This window comes from Nonomuraea sp. NPDC003727 (assembly GCF_053586935.1).
This window is the reverse complement of record NZ_JBSFNE010000010.1, coordinates 266,317-282,226: the sequence shown is the minus strand read 5'-3', so window position 1 is coordinate 282,226 and position 15,910 is coordinate 266,317. Positions and strand designations below refer to the sequence as shown.

Below are 15,910 nucleotides of genomic sequence, written 5' to 3'. Positions count from 1 at the left end.
CGCCGGGGCCGCGCCGGGTCCCCGCTCCCGTGGCCCTGGAGGCGGGCGGAACCCCGCCCGCGTTCCCACCCCGCCCGCGGTGCCCCGCCCGCCGTGCCCTGGGTGAACACCCGCCTGCGGACGCGGCAGGCCGGCGGGCCAGGAGGGTCCAGTCAGGTTCGCCCGCTCCGTGGGTCGGCACGAGGAGCCCGCGCCCTCGGGCACCGCCCAGGCATCCCAGGAGCGTGTGGGCCGAGGCGTGACCGTCGTCCGGTCACGGCCCGGTCGGGCCGGATGCCGCGAGGTTTCACCCGGCACGACCGAGCCGTGGGCACCGTCCCCCTCAGACGATGACCACCCCAGGACATCACGGGGCTCTTGTGGATGGATTGGAGGTGGCTGGGAGTTTGATAACCTCCCTGCAGACGAGCCGGCCGGGCGACCGCGTCGAGCCCCTTCGCGGGGCTCGCCGAGGAAGGTCCGGGCTCCGCAGGGCAGGGTGGTCGGTAACCCCGACCCGGGGTGACCCGCGGGACAGTGCCACAGAGAGCAGACCGCCTCCCGGACATCCGGGAGGTAAGGGTGAAAGGGTGGTGTAAGAGACCACCAGCGCTCGCGGTGACGTGAGCGGCTAGGTAAACCCCACCCGGAGCAAGGTCAAGAAGGGACGCCCCAGCAGGAGCGTCCCGCGCGCGGCGTTCGAGGACTGCCCGTCCGAGTCGCGCGGGTAGACCGCTTGAGACCGCCGGCAACGGCGGTCCTAGATGGATGGTCGCCCCTTCGTTCGCGAAGGACAGAACCCGGCCTACAGGCCGGCTCGTCTCTCTCCGCTTCTCTGACCAGGGGCGGAGCTGTGTCTAGACCCTGCCAGTGCACATTCAGTGCACACGGAACGCAGACCGGAAGGCCATGTCCAGCGCCGTCCGGGCCCGCCCGGAAGCTTCCGGAACGAGATGGCCGTAGAGATCCACAGTCGTTGTGATCGACTCGTGGCCGAGCCACTTGGAGACCTCGGAGATCGGAACGCCAGCGGCGAGGGCAGTGCTCGCGTAGGTGTGGCGGAGGTCATGAAACGTGGTGTCGGGCATCAGGCCCGCCAACTTGATCGCGGGTTTCCAGATCTTGGCATTGAAGTAGTCGCGGCGAATCAGGTTGTCCCGCAGCGCAGTACGAAACACGATGTCGGACGGGTCGTATGTCGCGATGTGCTTGGCTAGTGCCTCGGCCACGAAGTCGGGCATGGGCACGTCTCGAACCGACGCCGGGCTCTTCGGAGTGCCCAGCACGGCGCGACTCTTGATCACGACGACCTGTTGATCGACTCGGATCATGCCCGCCTCGAAGTCGATCCGATCCTTGGCCAGCCCGAACGCCTCGCCCTGACGGAGACCGGCACCGGCGCCGACAAGAACCAGGGCGGCGTACTCCTTGGCCATGGCCTCATAGAGGGAGACCACCTGATCAGGGGAGAGGAGGTGGATCGTGGTCTTGCTGGCTACGGCAAGCGGATGTCAATGCAGGGAGACTTGCGGATCAGCTCATCTCGTACGGCTCCGCGCATGATGCTCGCGAAAATCGTGTAAATGGTCTCGATCGTCCGAGGAGCGAGACCGGTCTGTTGGAGGACCTTCACCCAGTGCTGAACGGCGGTCGGGCGAATCGAGACCAGCCCGAGTGCGCCGAAGGTCGGGTAGATGTGGTTGCGAAGCGCATGCTCGTAACGCTCGATGGTCCCGGCCTTATGCAGCCGCGCAGCCATCCAGTTGGGGGCGTACTGATCGAATCGAGTCTGGCCGAGCCGGGGATCGATCCAGTCACCCCGCGACTGGTCCGCCTTCCTGGTCGCCTCGAAGCGGTCAGCATCGGCCTTGCGCTCGAAGCTCCGGGCGCGTTGCTCGCCACCCTCATCTCGATAGCGAACCAGCCATCGGTCACCCTTGCCATGCTCCTTGGTCGGCACTTTGCGATGTTCTGAACACCTCGGCTCGCCGGGCTCGGGCCGAGACTTGTGCCATCGGTCAGTGACCGTCATGACTGCTCCCGGACCCAGGCGAGCACGTCAGCGGGGAGATAGCGGAGATGCTTGCCGATACGGCGGCCAGGGGGCCCGAGCCCGCGTGTGCGCCATTGGTAGAGCGTGCCGAGGGGGACACCTAAGAACTCGGCGACCTCCCTCGAAGTCCACAGGCGATCTTCAGTGTGTACGGCCATGCGGATACCTCTTTCTGCCTGGATCAGGCCGTGCAGGCGATCTCTTCTCGGGCCACGTGGGCGTACTCGCGAGCCTTGGCCGCAGCAGATCCACGAGGATGTTCACGAACTGGCGATGGCCTATCCACAGCGCCCGCTTTCCGAGATCCTCGGCGACCTGGTCAGCGTCCAAGACGTGATCTTCACTCTGTTGGAGCAGCGTCAGCGTCCCGACCAGGCCAAGCACCTCTACTTCCTGGCAGGGGTGAACGGCGGGCTGCTGGCCAAGGCATCACACGACCTTGCCGACCCACACGCGGCCATGACCCAGGCGCGGACGGCGTTCATGTGCGCCGACCACTCCGATCACGACGGTTTGCGAGCCTGGATTCGCGGCCTACAGTCGTTCGTGGCGTACTGGGCCAAGCGGCACAACGAGGCGATCCGGTACGCGCAGCAGGGCACGGAGTTCGCGGCACGCTCGCGGAACACCTCGATGGTCTGGCTCGCGATGAACGAGGCCCGGAGTTGGGCCGCGCTCGGCAACCCGATCAACACCACGGCAGCTATCCAACGGGCCGAGGACGCTTGGGACCAGGTCCAGCCGGACGAGATGGACGAGCTCGGAGGCATCGCCACTTTCAGCCGGGCGCGTCAGCTCTACTACGCGCCCGATGCTCTCGCCTGGCTTCCATCAGAGGCCGAGCAAGCCGAGAGCTACTCGACTCAGGCCGTAGCCGAATACAGCGACGCCAGCCGACCTGAGTGGGCGTTCGGCGACCAGGCCGGTTCGCATTCCGACCTTGCCATCGCACGCATCCAACGTGGTGAGGTCGAAGGAGCCGCCGAGGCCCTCACACCAGTCCTGGATCTTCCACCTGAGCAGCGCATCAATGGCATCATCAAGTCCGTTGAGCACGTCCACCAGGTGCTGTCCAAGGCGCCGGCCAGCGGCGAAGCTCGGGAGTTGCAAGAGCACATCGAGTTCTTCACGCGCTCCCCGATGAAGGCTCTGCCGATGTAGCCTCCGGATCATGCATCCGGTTCGCTTGGTCGGCGAGAAGGTCATCCTCCGCGAGTTCCGCCCTGACGACGTTGACGGCGCGTTCCGCATCGTTGGCGATCCTCGCGTGACTGACTGGCTCTCATTCGATACCCGCACCCGTGATCAGGCTGCTGACATGGTGGCGGGTATCGTCACGCGTGCCAAGGAAGAGCCACGCACTGAGTACTATCTCGCGGTCACCAAGCACGACGCGGAAGAGTTGATCGGCTTTGCGCGCCTCGGGCTAAGCGGTGTCCAAGCGGCAAAGCTCGGCTTCGCCATCGTGGCTGAGGAATGGGGCTGTGGCTTTGCCACAGACGCAGCACGAACTTTGATCGCCTTCGGTTTTGAAAGCCTTAACTTGCATCGGATCAGCGCAGCAATCGGTCCCAAAAACTCGACGTCGATGCTTCTTGTCACGAAACTCGGTTTCGTACCCGAGGGGCGAATTCGTGATCACGTATTTACCAATGGCCAGTGGCGGGACAGCATCCTCTACAGCATGCTTAACCCGCTATAGAAGAAGGTGAGGCCTTATGGCATCAAACCCGAAGCCTTCATACGATGAGCCTCAGCGAGACTTTGCTCTAGAGCTGTTCATCTCTCACGCTTCCGAGGATAAAGAGCTCCTTGTTCGCCCCCTTGCCGAATTCCTGCGACGCTTAGGCGTTAGTGTTTGGTATGACGAGTTTACCCTCAAGTTGGGGGACAGTCTATATGACTCCATCAATCGAGGAATCGCCACTTCGAAATATGGTTTGGTGGTAATCAGTCCCCACTTCCTTAAGAAGGGGTGGACGGATTTCGAGTTAAAAGGATTGAATGTTCGTCAAGTAAGTGAGCGTAGCAAGGTAATCCTGCCTCTTTGGCATGGGGTTACAGGAGATCAGATCAGGGCCAAGTCTCCCACGCTTGCTGATACGGTGGCGATCACAACCGGCGGCAAGTCGATTCAGGATATCGCCGAATCTATTATCGTCGCAATTCGGCCAGACCTCGAAAATCGTCTTTCTCTGTATCGGGCCTTGAGGCGCTCGGAGGGTGAGAGGATTAATGTTCCATTGAGTGCCCTCGCCCCCGCTCCGCTGCCCAAAATAATCACTACCGAGGGAGATGTTATAGTTCGCTGTGCTCTGGTGGTTAATGCGCTTAGTGATGCGGCTAGAGAGTTGGTCGAGGACCTGCCAACTTTCATTGGTGATCTTTATAGGGATGCTAATCCGGAAACGGAGCTGCGAATCTGGGAGGCAATTGCTGCAGCATACTTGCAGGTGGCCAACTGGGCTCGTTTGGATAGCGCCCAGCGTAACTCCTTGGCTCGCATGCTACTACAGGAATCCATGGGGCTTTCCTCGGAAGAAAGTCGTTCTCCGCTTTCGGCAAGAGTGATTTCTTTCGCGCTGGATAGACTTGGATTCTATATGGATATGCAGCGTCGTGGCACTGTCCAGCTGGATTCTAGGCCTCAATCGGAAGAATAATGTTCGGCGGACCTCTGTAGGCTCAAAACGGAGAAATCGCGCATGCGATATCTCTGGGACATCTCCCGCTGTGAGTACTTTCTTTACTGCTTCAAGGGCGCGCTACCGCGCGCCGCCGAGCTGATCGCCATGTGTGGGTAGGCGCGTCCTCGTGCGAACGGGCTGACCATCGGAGCGCACGCGCGCCATGCGGAAGACTGGGCAAGCGCGGCAGCTGTGGCCAAGTGGGGCGCGGTCGCCGGCCCCCGCTTACGCCTTGACGGCGACGCGGCGCCGGCACCGCGCGAGGCCGCACCCGCGCATCGGTCCACACGGGCCGCGCGCCGTAACGCCGTTCGGTGGCTGGGCGCTGTACGCCGGGGGCCGACCCGCTCCGGGCTCGCCGCCTCACCGAATTGTTGCGGAGCCGGATCAGATGGGACCCACGAAGATCTCCCAGGGGATCAGGGCCACGCTCCGCGCGGTGAGGCCAGCGGCCTCACCGATGATCAAGTTTAACGATCCCCTGGAAGATCTTCCCCATCAGATCCTGCGCCACCGCAACAATTCGTCAACCCGGCGCACCCTCCACGGGATCGACCCTGCGTAGGTGCCCCTGGAAGAGTGCACAATCCGTGCACATCGCATCCGAAGATCTTGTGAATCACTGACAAGCAACGGCAGCGTCTTGCCTGGTCAACACCCCGGTCCGGCGCAAACCAGCAGGTCACGATCACGGCGAATTTCAACCCGGCCTACAGGCCCGCTCGTCACACACCCCTCTGACCGGGGCGTCGTAGGCCTGCGCGGTGGCCCGCAGGCAGGAGGGGAACAGGCAGGAGGAGAACAGGTAGGAGGGGAACAGGTAGGAGGGGGAATCGGTCACGGTGGACGATGGCGGCGCGCGCCGGCGGCCCGCGATGAGCGGGCCGCCGCCTTCCCGCCGCGTCATCCCGGCGCGTCACCGCGTTGGGTCTCCCCGTCGGGTCTCGGGGATCACCCCGTCGGGGCCCCGTTGGCCCTGGGCGGGCTTACGGCCCGGCCGGGGGGACGGGCAGCAGGCCGCGCTCGGCGAAGACCTGCTTGGCGATCGAGGTGGCGACCAGCGCCCGCGGCATCCCGCAGTAGACGGCCGCCTGCAGCAGGGCCTCGGTGATCTGGTCCGGGGTCAGTCCCGCGTTGAGCGCGATCCTGAGGTGCATCTTGAGCTGCGGCTCGCAGTTCCCCAGCGTGGTGAGGATGCCCAGGATGACGAGCTGGCGGTCGCGCGGCGGCAGCGCGGGCCGGTCGTAGATCTCGCCGAAGGCCCAGGAGATCACCTGGTCGGCGAGGTCAGGCGAGATGTCGTCGAGGGCGGCGGTGAGGTGCGCGCGGGCGGTGCCGTCCAGGCGGTCCAGGATGGCTTCGCCGTGCTTGCGGCGTTCTGTCGTCATGTCTTCCTCACCAGCGGACGTGGAGGCTGTCGGGGTGCCGGTAGCGCCAGCCGTGGAAGGCGGGCGGCCGGTCCGCGTCGGCCCGCAGGCCGGGCAGGCGTTCCAGCAGTACCTCCAGGCTGATGCGGACGATCTCGGGCACGAAGTCGATGGCCAGGCAGCGGTGCCGGGCGTAGCCCAGCGAGACGTGCGGGTGCAGCGGCCGTAGAGGTCGAAGCGGTCGGGATCGTCGAACACGCTCTCGTCGCGGTTGGCGGAGGCGACGATGGCCGCGACCGGCGCGCCCGCCGGCAGCGTCACCCCGGCCAGCGTGACCTCGCCGGGCGCCGAGCGCATGAGTTTTGCAAGGGGACGGTGACCGTCCGTGATGACGGAACGTCCCCGTGACCTGGTTCGTGTGTCAGGGCGGACGGCATGCGCCGAGCAGAGATCTCAGGCGGTGAGACCCGCCTCCTCCCGACCGAACTCGATCACGATGTACCTGCCGTTGGCGTAGCTGACCACAGGGCGCTGGAGCAGGTCACCCACCCTGCGGGCGACCCCTGGAACAGCTCCACCAGCTCCGGAGTGTCGGCGCTCACCCGGAACCGGCCGCCGGCGGCGAGCTGCTCGGCGACGAGTGGCACGAAGTTCGCCTCGGCGCGGACCTTCTCCTCCGCGCTGAGAGGGGTGCGCCGGGGCACGGGCTGCGTGCCGGGAGGGTGGGCCATCACTGATCTCCTCGTGATCGCGGGCCTCTCAGGATGCCACAAGGGCGCCGAGGGGCGGCATGTCACCCAGATCCCGGAGGCGGCCGTCGGGCCGGCCGATCCGGTCGCCGTAGGTCAGGGCGCGCTCTTGTAGGGTCCCTTCCATGACCATCACCGATCTGGCCGAGCTCCGCCTGGCCACCACGAACGCCACGGCGTTGTGGAAGGCGCTGGCCGGCGCGCGTGGCCACGACGTGGTCGAGCGGCCCGGCTTCGTCGCCGTGGCCGGCGACGAGCGGGCGGGGTTGCGGATCATCCTGCAGTCCTCCTCGCCCGACGCGTCCGACGTCGCCGAGCTGACCGCGCTGGCCGAGGGCTGGACCCGCGGCCCCGCGCTGGTCGAGGACTCCTACGGCGTCGTCCACATGACCGCGATCGGGCTGACCCCGCGCCGGATGCCCGTCATGATCCGCAGACCCGGTACGGCCCTGCCGCCCCCGGCCGTCGAGATCGTCAGGGTGGAGCGTGCGGAGCAGCTGGAGACGGCCGAGCGGATCGTCGTCGAGGGTTTCCCGCTGTCCCGTTTCCAGCCGCACCTCGCCGGCCAGGCCTTCCCGGCGGCGCTGCTGGGCCACGAGGGCGTCGATCTTTTCGTCGCGGAGAAGGACGGCGAGCCCGCGGGGGCGTGCGTGACGGTCGCCGACGGCACGGTGGGCGGGCTGTACTGGGTGACCACGCTGCCCGGCTTCCGCTCGCTCGGCGTCGGGCGGGCGCTCATGCACGCGGTGCTCGGCGGACTGCTGAAGGACCTGCCGGTCACGCTGACGGCGGCCAGCGCGGGCAAGCCGCTCTACGACTCGCTCGGCTTCACCACCGTCACGCAGTCGACCTGGTGGTCGTCCCCCTGACCCGCACCCGCTGACGAGCGACGAGCCCCGCGACCGCCCGACCGGGCCGGGATGTTCCCCGGCCCGGGGCGCGGCGTGCGGTCGTCCGCTAGCGTGCCGCCCAGGCGGCCAGGATCGCCGCCTCCTTCTCGGGCGCGATGCCGTGGACGTTCCTCCGGCCGAACACCCGCTCGGCGACCGGGATCTCCCGCAGCCACTCCCAGGTGTCGCGGACCGTCTCGGCCACGCTACGGCAGCGCAGCCCCGCCGCCTCCGCCTTCGCCGTGGAGATCGTCCAGAAGTTGGCCGTCTCGGGATTGCGCGGCGCCCAGAGCGGCAGCTCCATCCAGGCACCGGCCTCGTGGTCGAGGAGGAACTGGTCGTCCACCCACACGAACTCCGCGTCGGAGCCGGTGGCCTGCCTGCACAGCTCCAGCCACTCGCCGTAGGTGGCGTTGCCCGCCGGCCCGGTGACCATGAAGCGGTCGCGGACGCCCTTCTCCGCCTGGTCGAGGGTGAAGATCGCGATGTCGCGGGCGTCGATGAGCTGCATGGCCACCGAGGGGTCGCCGGGAGCCAGCACCTGACCCCCGCGCTCGATCCTGGTCAGCCACCACGGCAGCCGGGCGACGTTCTCGTGCGGGCCGAGGATGAGCCCGGGCTGGATGATCAGTGTGTTGCCGTCGAAGCCCTGCTCGACCGCGCGCTCGCAGCCCGCCTTGAGCACGCCGTAGTCGCCGTCGTCGGGACCGGCGTCGGGCGCGCAGTCCAACAGCCCTGACTCGTCGGTCGCCGGCTCGGCAGGGAAGCCGCGCACGGCCGACACCGTCGAGACGAAGGCGTAGGTGCCGGCGTGGCCGGACAGCAGCCGCGCCGACTGCCCGGCCACGCGCGGCACGAACGCCGAGGTGTCCACGACGATGTCCCACTGCCGCCCGTCCACCAGGCGTTCGAGGTCCGCCGCCGACTCCCTGTCGCCGCGGACGGCCTCCACGCCAGGCACGTCAGGGTAGCTCTGCCCCCTGTTGAAGGTCGTGACCTCGTGACCGCGCCCGAGCGCCTCGGACACGATCGCGCGGCCGAGGAACGCTGAACCTCCGATGACCAGAACTCTCATACGAGCATTCTTCGGGTACGGCACGCGATTCACGCCGCGGCTTCACCGAGAGCGTAGGCGGGCTCACGAGACGGCTTCCTCCTCACCGGCCGGCACGGGCACCTCGGGGGAGGGCAGGATGTGCACCCTGGCCGAGGCGATGTCGAAGTAGAGCCCCACCAGCTCCAGCGACCCGGCGGCCACCTGCTCGGCGACCTTCCGGTGCGTGCGCAGGTTCTCCAGCTGCTGCGTCACGTTCACCCTGCACAGCCGGTCCAGCGGCCCGCTGTCGCTGCCGTCGCTGTCGCCGAGGATGAACCGGGCCAGGCTGTGGTTGCCGTGCCGCAGCCACCGCCGCAGCCCGGGCAGGCTGCCCGCCTTCTCCCCGCCCGACAGCAGCCCGGCCATCGCCCCGCACCCCGAATGGCCGCACACCGTGATCGTCCGCACGCCCAGCACCTGCGTCGCGTACTCGATCGCCGCCGCCATCGAGTCGTCGTGCGGCTCGGCGCCGTACCGGGGGACCATGTTGCCGATGTTGCGCACCACGAACAGGTCGCCTGGACCGCTGGCGGTGATGAGCGTGGGCACGATGCGGGAGTCGGCGCAGGTGATGAACAGGTGCGTCGGCTGCTGCCGGCGCGCCAGCTCGGTGAAGATGGGCCGCATCTGCGGCGCCGCCCGCCGGTGGAACTCGCGCGCCCCCACGGTCAGCTCGCACTCGGCCGGACCGCCCTGCTCGGGCACCGTCGCACTCTTGCGCCTGCGGCGGTGCGCCCACGGCAGCCACCCGTGCTCGTGCGCCTTGGCCGGCGTCTTGGCGGGGAACATGCGGTGGCCGGCGGCGGCCAGGCTGTACCACTCGTCGTGCAGCTCGTCGATGTCGACGCTGCCGCCGGAGCGCTCGTGCATGAGCCGCCACGAGTGCAGCGCCTCGAAGGCGGCGTTGTCCATGAAGTCGATGTTGAGATCGAGGTCGACGGGCACGCCCGGCGGGATGGCGCGCAGCTCGTCGGTGAGGCGCGGCACGCCGAGGAAGGTGAGCGATCCCGAGATCGTCACGTGCCGGCGCCCGTCCTGCTCCTGCCGTACGTGCGCCGAGATCCACGTCAGCCGCCGCAACGCGAGCAGGACGGCCAGCGCCAGCCCGAACAGCACCCCCTCGGCCAGGCCGAGGACGACCACGCCCGCCAGCGTGACGAGGTAGACGGGCACCTCGCCGTGGCCGTGGACCTTGCGCACATGACCCAGGTTGAACATCTGCAGGCCGATGAAGGCCAGCAGCGCCGCCAGCGCCTCCAGCGGGATCAGCCGGATGGCCCAGCCGAAGCACAGGACGAAGACCAGCACCCACACGCCGTGCAGCACGGTCGACCAGCGGCTGCGGGCACCCGCCTGGACGTTGGTGGTGCTGCGCACGATCACGCCGGCCGTCGGCAGCCCGCCGAGCGCGCCCGAGACGATGTTGGCGATGCCCTGCCCGCGCAGCTCCCTGTCCAGGTCGGTGCGCGGGCCGTCGTGCTGGCTGTCGACGGCCACCGAGCACAGCAGCGACTCCACGCCCGCCAGCAGCGCCACCAGCAGCACCGCGGCGAGGATGCCGTGCCAGTCGCCCGCGGGCAGCACGGGGGGCACCCACTGCAGGAGGTTCTCCGGCAGGTCCACCCGGGTGACGTCCAGGCTGAACGCCGCCGCCGCGACCGAGGCGATCAGCAGCGCCGCCAGCGGTCCGGGGACCAGGCGGACCCGGCGGGGCAGCCACTTCCACACCAGCAGCACGCCGATCGTGATCAGCCCGACCGCGGCCGCGTGGTCGTGCAGGTCGGCGACCTGCGCGGGCAGCTCCAGCAGGTTGTCGACGGCCGAGGACTGCGGGCTGCCGCCCAGCACCACGTGCAGCTGCGACAGCGCGATCACCACGCCCACGCCCGCCAGCATGCCGTGGATGACGGCGGGGGAGACGGCCAGCGCCGCACGGGCCGCCTTGAACACGCCGAGCAGCAGCTGCACCACACCGGCCAGCAGCGTGATCATGCAGGTGGCCCGCCAGCCATAGGTGTGCACGAGCTCGGCCACCACCAGTGACAGGCCGGCGGCGGGCCCGCTCACCTGGACGGCCGAGCCGCCGAACAGCCCCGCCACCACGCCGCCCACGACCGCGGCGGTCAGCCCGGCGGCCAGCGGGGCGTCGGAGGCGACGGCGATGCCGAGCGACAGCGGGACCGCGACGAGGAACACCACCAGCGACGCGGGCACATCGTGTCTAAGGGCAGTCAGGCGATTACTCTGAGTGTCCACCGACAGACTGTAACTGCTGGCGGCCCGGTGAAACGCCTGTTACGAGGGGCCTTTACGATCAGCGGTAATAGTCGGGATAGTCCTGGTCTGGGGCGCGGTGGTGGTTGCCCCGGCGCCCCTGCCTGGCCGACTCGGGCTCCTCCTGGCCGTACATCTCGCCGTAGGAGGGCCAGCTGCCGCCCGCGGCGGGCTGCTCGGGCCAGGCGGCGGGCGTGGCCGGCGGCGCGTACGGGGTGGCCTGCGTCTGCGCCTGCGGCTCGTAACCGGAGGCGCGCTGCGCGCCGCCGCCCAGCACGTCGTCGTACGGCGAGACCGCGCGGCCCGGGGCGGTGGGCGTGGTGGCCGCGGGCGTCGGCCCGGTGACCAGCGCGTCGTCGTCGGGTGCGGCCCAGCCGGAGCGCACCTCGTAGGAGTTGGGGAAGGCGGCGGCGGGCTGGGTGTAGGTCTCGAACGCGGGCCACGACGAGGCGGGGGCGGCGGCGTCGAGCACGTCATGGGCGGGGGGAGCCGGCCACGAGCCGGAGTTCTGCCCCGCGGCGGGCTGCTGTGCCGGCTGTTGTGCCGACTGCCGTGCCGGCTGCTGCGCCGACTGCCAGGTCGTCTCGGCGTCGGCCGCGCCGTAGGCGGGGAACGGGTCGCTCGTCGGCGCCCCGTGAACCGGAGCGGCCGGCACCGAGGGGAAGGAGCCGCTGTTGACGGCGGGGAACGAGTTGCTGCCGAACGCGGAGAAGGAGCCGCTGTTCGGCTGCGGCTCGGGCTGCGGCGGCGGCACCGGCTTGGCGCCCGCGCCCAGGATGCTCATCACGTCGGGCGTCGGGGCGGCGAACGTCACCGTGCGCTGGTCGGCCAGGTCGGAGGTGGAGACGGCGGGGCGCGGCTCGGCCGCCGGCGCCGGCTCGACCAGCGGCCGCTCGGCGGCGGCGGCCGCCGCGGCGGCGCGGGCAGCGGCCCTGCTCGACCGGGTGGAGCGGGCCGGCCTGGCGGCGGGCGCGGGCGGTGCGGAGGCGGCCGGAGCGGCGGGAGCGGCCGCGGCGGGCGCCGGGGGGGCGGCCGCGGCGGCGGCGGGCCGCGGCGGCAGGGGAAGCTGGACGGTCCGCTCGCCCGAGGGGTCGGCCGCCGGGCGCTCCGGCTCGACGGGCCTGCTGGCCGCCATGCGCGCCTTCACCGTGCCGCCCGCGCCGAAGCCGCCCTCGGTGGCCTCGTTGCGGATGTTGGCCCAGAACTCCTCGTCGTCGTCCTCGGCCGCGCCGTTGCCCCACTCGTCGACACCACGCCTGCCGCGCTGGCCCGTACGCACGGGTTTGGGCTGCTTCGCCTGGTCAATGGGGCTGAAGTCGGGGCTGAAGTTGGACATGCGCGGCTCGTGGGCGGCGAACTCGTCCGTCGACCGAGCCTGGGTCATCTCCTCTTTCTCGGCCATCGCCTTCAGCCGCTCCGGAGGGAGCGAGCTCTCACGCTTGTTCATCGAACGCATGCCCAGTGCCACGACTACGAGCACGAGGAGCACGACGGCGACGAGAACCAGTACGACCGCGGTCATTGCACCACCCTCAAGGCCATGGCCTGCCAGCAGCGCCGGTGAGATCGCGCGGCCATCGACGCGATCTGCCCCCTTTGATCACCAACGCACAGCGAACGGATCTGATTGTGTCGGACCACTATGAGCGTTGTCACACCCAAAGTGAAGAATTGGTAACCATCACTACCGGCAGCGTTTAGGTCATCACTCGATGTGCACCGCCGTCAGGCGCCCGCGCGCGATGGTGTGGTCGGCGATCATCTTCAGGATCTCGGGGAGGGAGGCGCCCACCGGGTCCTGCAGCCGCCCGCTCAACGCGTAGACGCTGAATCGATAGCTTCCGGTCTTCTCGCAGGGCGGCTCGTAGCCGACCTTCGTACTGGTCACCGCCGCTTGGGCGGCCTCCTTCGGCAGGTCGGAGGCGGCGTCCTCGCCGAGCTCGGTCGTGCGGGGGTCGATGTTGTAGACCACCCAGTGCACGGCGGGGCTGGGGGAGGTGGTTTCGTCGACCACGATCGCGATCGACTTGGCACGGGAGAGCACATCGCTCGACCAGCGCAGCGGCGGGCTCTTCCGGGTGCCGTGACAGGAATATTCCGACGGCAGGGGAGTGCGGTCACGCAGTCGCGAACTGCTGACGTTGATCTCCCTGATCTCCCTCGCGGGACCGTTCAGGATGCCGCAGCCGGACACGCCGAGCGTCAGCGCGGCCACCATCCCCATGACGGTGACGCGCCGTACGCGCGTGGACGTGTTCGCCTGCCCCATGCCGGAAGATGCTACGCGCCTGCCGGTGGTGCGCCGACCGGTTCGGGAGGTTCGGTCGCGAGGAAAGCCACGGAAATCCACCATAATCAGGGCATCGAAGGGTGACCTTGGACACAACCCTGACCGTCGCGGTCAGTTCCGCGCCGCGCCGGCCAGCCGTTTCAGCCGTCCGGTGACCCTTGATCGATCGATACGGCCGAGACGGAGGGAAACCGGGTGGGCCCTTCTAAGCTGGGCAGTGTGAGTGAGCAGCCCGACCCCGTCGCGGGTCCCCTGCGCGACCCCGAGCATCGCGTCTCGCCCAAGGCCGTGCGCCTGTGGCTGCTGGAGGCCGTGGTCGCCTTCGTGATCTTCGCGGGGGGCTCGTTCGGGCTCGCCGCCTGGATCCCGAGCTGGTCATGGCTGCCGGAGTGGCTGTCGGGCAACTCCTGGCTGGTGCCCGTGCTGGTGCTGGTGCCCGGCACGCCGCTGCTCCTGCTGGAGCCTTTCGTGCGCTATGCCGTCCATCGCTGGGAACTGTCCGGCGACGTCGTCTACGCCAGGTCCGGCTTCCTGACCAGGGAGTGGGTGTTCGTGCCCGTCAGCCGCATCCAGACGGTCGACAAGGCGCAAGGGTGGTTCGAGCGGATGCTGGGGCTGGCCACGCTCGAGATCCGCACCGCCTCACACGCCGGGTCGTCCAGCATCCAGGGTCTCGACCAGGCGGTCGCCGCCGGCCTCGCCGAACGGCTGGCGCGAAGGGCCGAGGAGCTCAGGGACGACGCGACATGAGCGAGGAGGCCCCCGGCACGAAGCTGAGCCCCAAGGTGCTGCTCATCGATCCCGTCCGCATGCTGCCCTCGCTGCTCGTGCCGCTGGTGGGCGTGCTGTTCGTGGGCGGCTTCTCGCCGCGCTCGTTCGGGTGGGCCGCCGTCGGCGTGGTCGGCGCCGTCGTCTTCGCCGTCGTGCGCTGGGCGACGTTCAGCTACCGAGTCGCCGGCGACCGGCTGGAGATCAGGCGGTCGCTCATCAGCAGGTCGGTGCGGACGATCCCGCTGGAACGCATCAGGGGCGTGGACGTCAGCACCCCGCCCATGCACCGGCTGCTGGGGCTGGCCGTCGTCAAGATCGACACGGGCGCCAGCGGAGGCGGCGAGCAGGAGGGCGAGCTCGACGGGGTGACCGTCGCGGAGGCCGAGAGGCTCAAGAGCGTCCTGCTGCGCCGCGCCAGAGCGGTCAGGGCCGAGGAGGCGCGACAGCCGGGAGACACCCTCACCGAGGCGCCCCCGCCGCCGCCCGAGGAGCGGGTGATCGTCAAGGTGCCCCGCGCGTGGCTGCTGTACGGCCCGCTGTCGGGCGCCTACTTGCTCACCCCCTTCGCCCTTGCCGGCGGCGCCATCGGCCTGGTCCTCCAGTGGGGCAACGACCTCGGCCTGCGCGACGTCGCCTGGTACGCGGGCGAGTGGCTGTGGCGGCACCCCCTGCTCATCGTGGCCGCCGTCGTGCTGCTGGTGCTGGCCATGCCGTTCGTCGCGGCGGTCATGTACGCCGTCTTCAACTGGGACTTCACGCTGACCGAGCGCGAGGGCTACCTGGTCGCCGAACGCGGCCTGATCACCAGGCGCAGCGTCTCCCTCGAGGCCCGCCGTACCAGGGGCTACGAGATCGTCGACGCCCTGGCCGAGCGCAAGGCGGGCGTCGTCAGGATGTGGGCGATCGTCACCGGCCTCGGCGACTCCGAGACCCGGGGGCAGTTGCTGCCCGACGTCCCCCGCCCCATGGCGCTGGAGGTCGCCGCCCGGGCCGTGGGGCCGTTCACCGCGCCGCTGCGCCCGCACCCGCCCATCGCCCGCAACCGCCGCCTGTTCAGGGCGATCGCCCCCTGGCTCGCCGTGGCGGCCGCCTTCGCCGTCCTGGCCCTGGCGACCGGGACGGGGCTGTGGTGGCTCGTGGCCGGCGTGGCGCTGGTGCTGGCCGGTCTCGGCCTTCCCCTCGGCGACGACCGCTACCGGTCGCTCGGCCACGGCTACGACGGGCGGCTGCTGTCGGTCCGCTCGGGTTCGCTGCGGCGTGCCCAGGCGGTCGTCGAACGGCGGGCGGTCGTCGGGTGGCGGCTGCGGCAGACGTGGTTCCAGCGGCGGGCCGGAGTGTTCACCCTCATCGCGGGGGTGGGCGCGGGCAAGGGCGGCTACGAGGCGGTGGACGTCTCCGCCGTGCAGGCGGTCGGATTCCCCGCCGAGGTCACGCCCGAATGGATGACCCCGTTCCTGCGCACCCCGGACAGCCGCCACCCCTGACGGCTCCCCCGCCCGACCGCTCCTGGCCGCCTGTCCGGGATCCGCCTGAGCGCCCGGTGGTCTGCTTGGAGGGTTCGCCGGAGCGCTCCCCGGCCGGGCCCACCCTTTGGTCGGGCCTGCCGGCAGGATCCTGACCGGGCCTGTTCTCTCGGGCGGGCCTGTTCTCTCGGGCGGGCCTGCTCGTCGGGTTCGGGCCGGGTCTGCACGTCCGGGGTGGGTCCGCTCGCACGGCTCAGGCGTGGGTGGTTCGCGCCGGGGTTGCTCGTGAGG

17 protein-coding genes and 1 other RNA gene are annotated in these 15,910 nt (G+C 69.3%); 7 read left to right on the top strand and 11 right to left on the bottom strand.

The window, feature by feature from the left end:
- Positions 1–405 precede the first annotated feature (405 nt).
- Positions 406–803: RNase P RNA component class A (rnpB, locus tag ACWDLG_RS26380), an RNA gene on the top strand.
- Positions 804–857: 54 nt separating this feature from the next.
- On the opposite strand, the gene ACWDLG_RS26375 is transcribed toward rnpB, so the two are convergent.
- From ACWDLG_RS26375 to ACWDLG_RS26365, 3 genes are all read right to left on the bottom strand, one after another.
- Positions 858–1,460 carry a site-specific integrase gene (locus tag ACWDLG_RS26375; protein WP_449924937.1) on the bottom strand — a complete coding sequence of 201 codons (603 nt, stop codon included), beginning with the start codon at positions 1,458–1,460 and terminating at the stop codon, positions 858–860.
- A 14-nt stretch (positions 1,461–1,474) separates the two neighbouring features.
- Entirely contained in the window at positions 1,475–1,939 is a 465-nt protein-coding gene (locus tag ACWDLG_RS26370; RefSeq protein WP_449924564.1) for a tyrosine-type recombinase/integrase, read from the bottom strand.
- Between the two features lie 68 nt (positions 1,940–2,007).
- Entirely contained in the window at positions 2,008–2,190 is a 183-nt protein-coding gene (locus ACWDLG_RS26365; RefSeq protein WP_449924561.1) for a helix-turn-helix transcriptional regulator, read from the bottom strand.
- A 115-nt stretch (positions 2,191–2,305) separates the two neighbouring features.
- On the opposite strand from ACWDLG_RS26365, the gene ACWDLG_RS26360 reads away from it, so the two are divergent.
- The 3 genes from ACWDLG_RS26360 to ACWDLG_RS26350 are packed head-to-tail and all read left to right on the top strand — an operon-like array spanning position 2,306 to position 4,695.
- Positions 2,306–3,193 carry a hypothetical protein gene (locus ACWDLG_RS26360; protein ID WP_449924559.1) on the top strand — a complete coding sequence of 296 codons (888 nt, stop codon included), beginning with the start codon at positions 2,306–2,308 and terminating at the stop codon, positions 3,191–3,193.
- A gap of 10 nt (positions 3,194–3,203) precedes the next feature.
- A complete protein-coding gene (locus ACWDLG_RS26355) occupies positions 3,204–3,734 on the top strand; it encodes a GNAT family N-acetyltransferase (RefSeq protein WP_449924556.1) in 531 nt (176 codons plus the stop codon).
- Between the two features lie 16 nt (positions 3,735–3,750).
- On the top strand, positions 3,751–4,695 hold the full coding sequence (locus tag ACWDLG_RS26350; RefSeq protein ID WP_449924553.1) for a toll/interleukin-1 receptor domain-containing protein: 945 nt from the start codon (positions 3,751–3,753) through the stop codon (positions 4,693–4,695).
- A 724-nt stretch (positions 4,696–5,419) separates the two neighbouring features.
- Here the strand turns inward: ACWDLG_RS26350 and ACWDLG_RS26345 are convergent.
- The 4 genes from ACWDLG_RS26345 to ACWDLG_RS26330 form a co-directional block, all read right to left on the bottom strand.
- On the bottom strand, positions 5,420–5,560 hold the full coding sequence (locus tag ACWDLG_RS26345; protein WP_449924550.1) for a hypothetical protein: 141 nt from the start codon (positions 5,558–5,560) through the stop codon (positions 5,420–5,422).
- Positions 5,561–5,705: 145 nt separating this feature from the next.
- The gene (locus ACWDLG_RS26340) at positions 5,706–6,107 is read right to left on the bottom strand and encodes a carboxymuconolactone decarboxylase family protein (RefSeq protein ID WP_449924547.1); all 402 of its coding nucleotides are present in this window, start codon (positions 6,105–6,107) and stop codon (positions 5,706–5,708) included.
- A gap of 7 nt (positions 6,108–6,114) precedes the next feature.
- Positions 6,115–6,249: a hypothetical protein gene (locus tag ACWDLG_RS26335; protein WP_449924544.1), complete on the bottom strand. Its 135-nt coding sequence runs from the start codon at positions 6,247–6,249 to the stop codon at positions 6,115–6,117.
- Positions 6,250–6,577: 328 nt separating this feature from the next.
- Positions 6,578–6,817, bottom strand: a complete 240-nt coding sequence (locus ACWDLG_RS26330) for a hypothetical protein (protein WP_449924542.1) — start codon at positions 6,815–6,817, stop codon at positions 6,578–6,580.
- 143 nt (positions 6,818–6,960) lie between these two features.
- Here ACWDLG_RS26330 and ACWDLG_RS26325 point away from each other — a divergent pair, with 143 nt between their 5' ends.
- Entirely contained in the window at positions 6,961–7,704 is a 744-nt protein-coding gene (locus tag ACWDLG_RS26325; protein WP_449924539.1) for a GNAT family N-acetyltransferase, read from the top strand.
- 88 nt (positions 7,705–7,792) lie between these two features.
- Here the strand turns inward: ACWDLG_RS26325 and ACWDLG_RS26320 are convergent, their stop codons facing one another.
- The 4 genes from ACWDLG_RS26320 to ACWDLG_RS26305 all read right to left on the bottom strand — a co-directional run bounded on the left by ACWDLG_RS26320 (position 7,793) and on the right by ACWDLG_RS26305 (position 13,364).
- On the bottom strand, positions 7,793–8,800 hold the full coding sequence (locus ACWDLG_RS26320) for an NAD-dependent epimerase/dehydratase family protein (protein ID WP_449924537.1): 1,008 nt from the start codon (positions 8,798–8,800) through the stop codon (positions 7,793–7,795).
- Between the two features lie 63 nt (positions 8,801–8,863).
- Positions 8,864–11,035 carry a bifunctional SulP family inorganic anion transporter/carbonic anhydrase gene (locus ACWDLG_RS26315; protein ID WP_449924534.1) on the bottom strand — a complete coding sequence of 724 codons (2,172 nt, stop codon included), beginning with the start codon at positions 11,033–11,035 and terminating at the stop codon, positions 8,864–8,866.
- Between the two features lie 100 nt (positions 11,036–11,135).
- The gene (locus tag ACWDLG_RS26310) at positions 11,136–12,617 is read right to left on the bottom strand and encodes a hypothetical protein (RefSeq protein WP_449924532.1); all 1,482 of its coding nucleotides are present in this window, start codon (positions 12,615–12,617) and stop codon (positions 11,136–11,138) included.
- Between the two features lie 183 nt (positions 12,618–12,800).
- The gene (locus ACWDLG_RS26305; protein WP_449924529.1) at positions 12,801–13,364 is read right to left on the bottom strand and encodes a YbhB/YbcL family Raf kinase inhibitor-like protein; all 564 of its coding nucleotides are present in this window, start codon (positions 13,362–13,364) and stop codon (positions 12,801–12,803) included.
- Positions 13,365–13,604: 240 nt separating this feature from the next.
- Here ACWDLG_RS26305 and ACWDLG_RS26300 point away from each other — a divergent pair, with 240 nt between their 5' ends.
- Positions 13,605–14,135 (top strand): PH domain-containing protein, encoded by a 531-nt coding sequence (locus ACWDLG_RS26300; protein ID WP_354904562.1) that lies wholly within the window; start codon positions 13,605–13,607, stop codon positions 14,133–14,135.
- Complete coding sequence (locus ACWDLG_RS26295) at positions 14,132–15,640, top strand: PH domain-containing protein (RefSeq protein ID WP_449924526.1); 1,509 nt, start codon at positions 14,132–14,134, stop codon at positions 15,638–15,640. The genes ACWDLG_RS26300 and ACWDLG_RS26295 overlap by 4 nt, the downstream gene beginning before the upstream one ends.
- Positions 15,641–15,910: the final 270 nt, after the last annotated feature.

What these genes read in the sequence shown, in the direction of transcription:
- ACWDLG_RS26330 (WP_449924542.1), bottom strand. Translation starts at nt 6,817, where the DNA reads ATGGCCCACCCTCCCGGCACGCAGCCCGTGCCCCGGCGCACCCCTCTC.
- ACWDLG_RS26350 (WP_449924553.1), top strand. Translation starts at nt 3,751, where the DNA reads ATGGCATCAAACCCGAAGCCTTCATACGATGAGCCTCAGCGAGACTTT.
- ACWDLG_RS26295 (WP_449924526.1), top strand. Translation starts at nt 14,132, where the DNA reads ATGAGCGAGGAGGCCCCCGGCACGAAGCTGAGCCCCAAGGTGCTGCTC.
- ACWDLG_RS26360 (WP_449924559.1), top strand. Translation starts at nt 2,306, where the DNA reads ATGGCCTATCCACAGCGCCCGCTTTCCGAGATCCTCGGCGACCTGGTC.
- ACWDLG_RS26365 (WP_449924561.1), bottom strand. Translation starts at nt 2,190, where the DNA reads ATGGCCGTACACACTGAAGATCGCCTGTGGACTTCGAGGGAGGTCGCC.
- ACWDLG_RS26325 (WP_449924539.1), top strand. Translation starts at nt 6,961, where the DNA reads ATGACCATCACCGATCTGGCCGAGCTCCGCCTGGCCACCACGAACGCC.
- ACWDLG_RS26355 (WP_449924556.1), top strand. Translation starts at nt 3,204, where the DNA reads ATGCATCCGGTTCGCTTGGTCGGCGAGAAGGTCATCCTCCGCGAGTTC.
- ACWDLG_RS26305 (WP_449924529.1), bottom strand. Translation starts at nt 13,364, where the DNA reads ATGGGGCAGGCGAACACGTCCACGCGCGTACGGCGCGTCACCGTCATG.
- ACWDLG_RS26310 (WP_449924532.1), bottom strand. Translation starts at nt 12,617, where the DNA reads ATGACCGCGGTCGTACTGGTTCTCGTCGCCGTCGTGCTCCTCGTGCTC.
- ACWDLG_RS26320 (WP_449924537.1), bottom strand. Translation starts at nt 8,800, where the DNA reads ATGAGAGTTCTGGTCATCGGAGGTTCAGCGTTCCTCGGCCGCGCGATC.
- ACWDLG_RS26340 (WP_449924547.1), bottom strand. Translation starts at nt 6,107, where the DNA reads ATGACGACAGAACGCCGCAAGCACGGCGAAGCCATCCTGGACCGCCTG.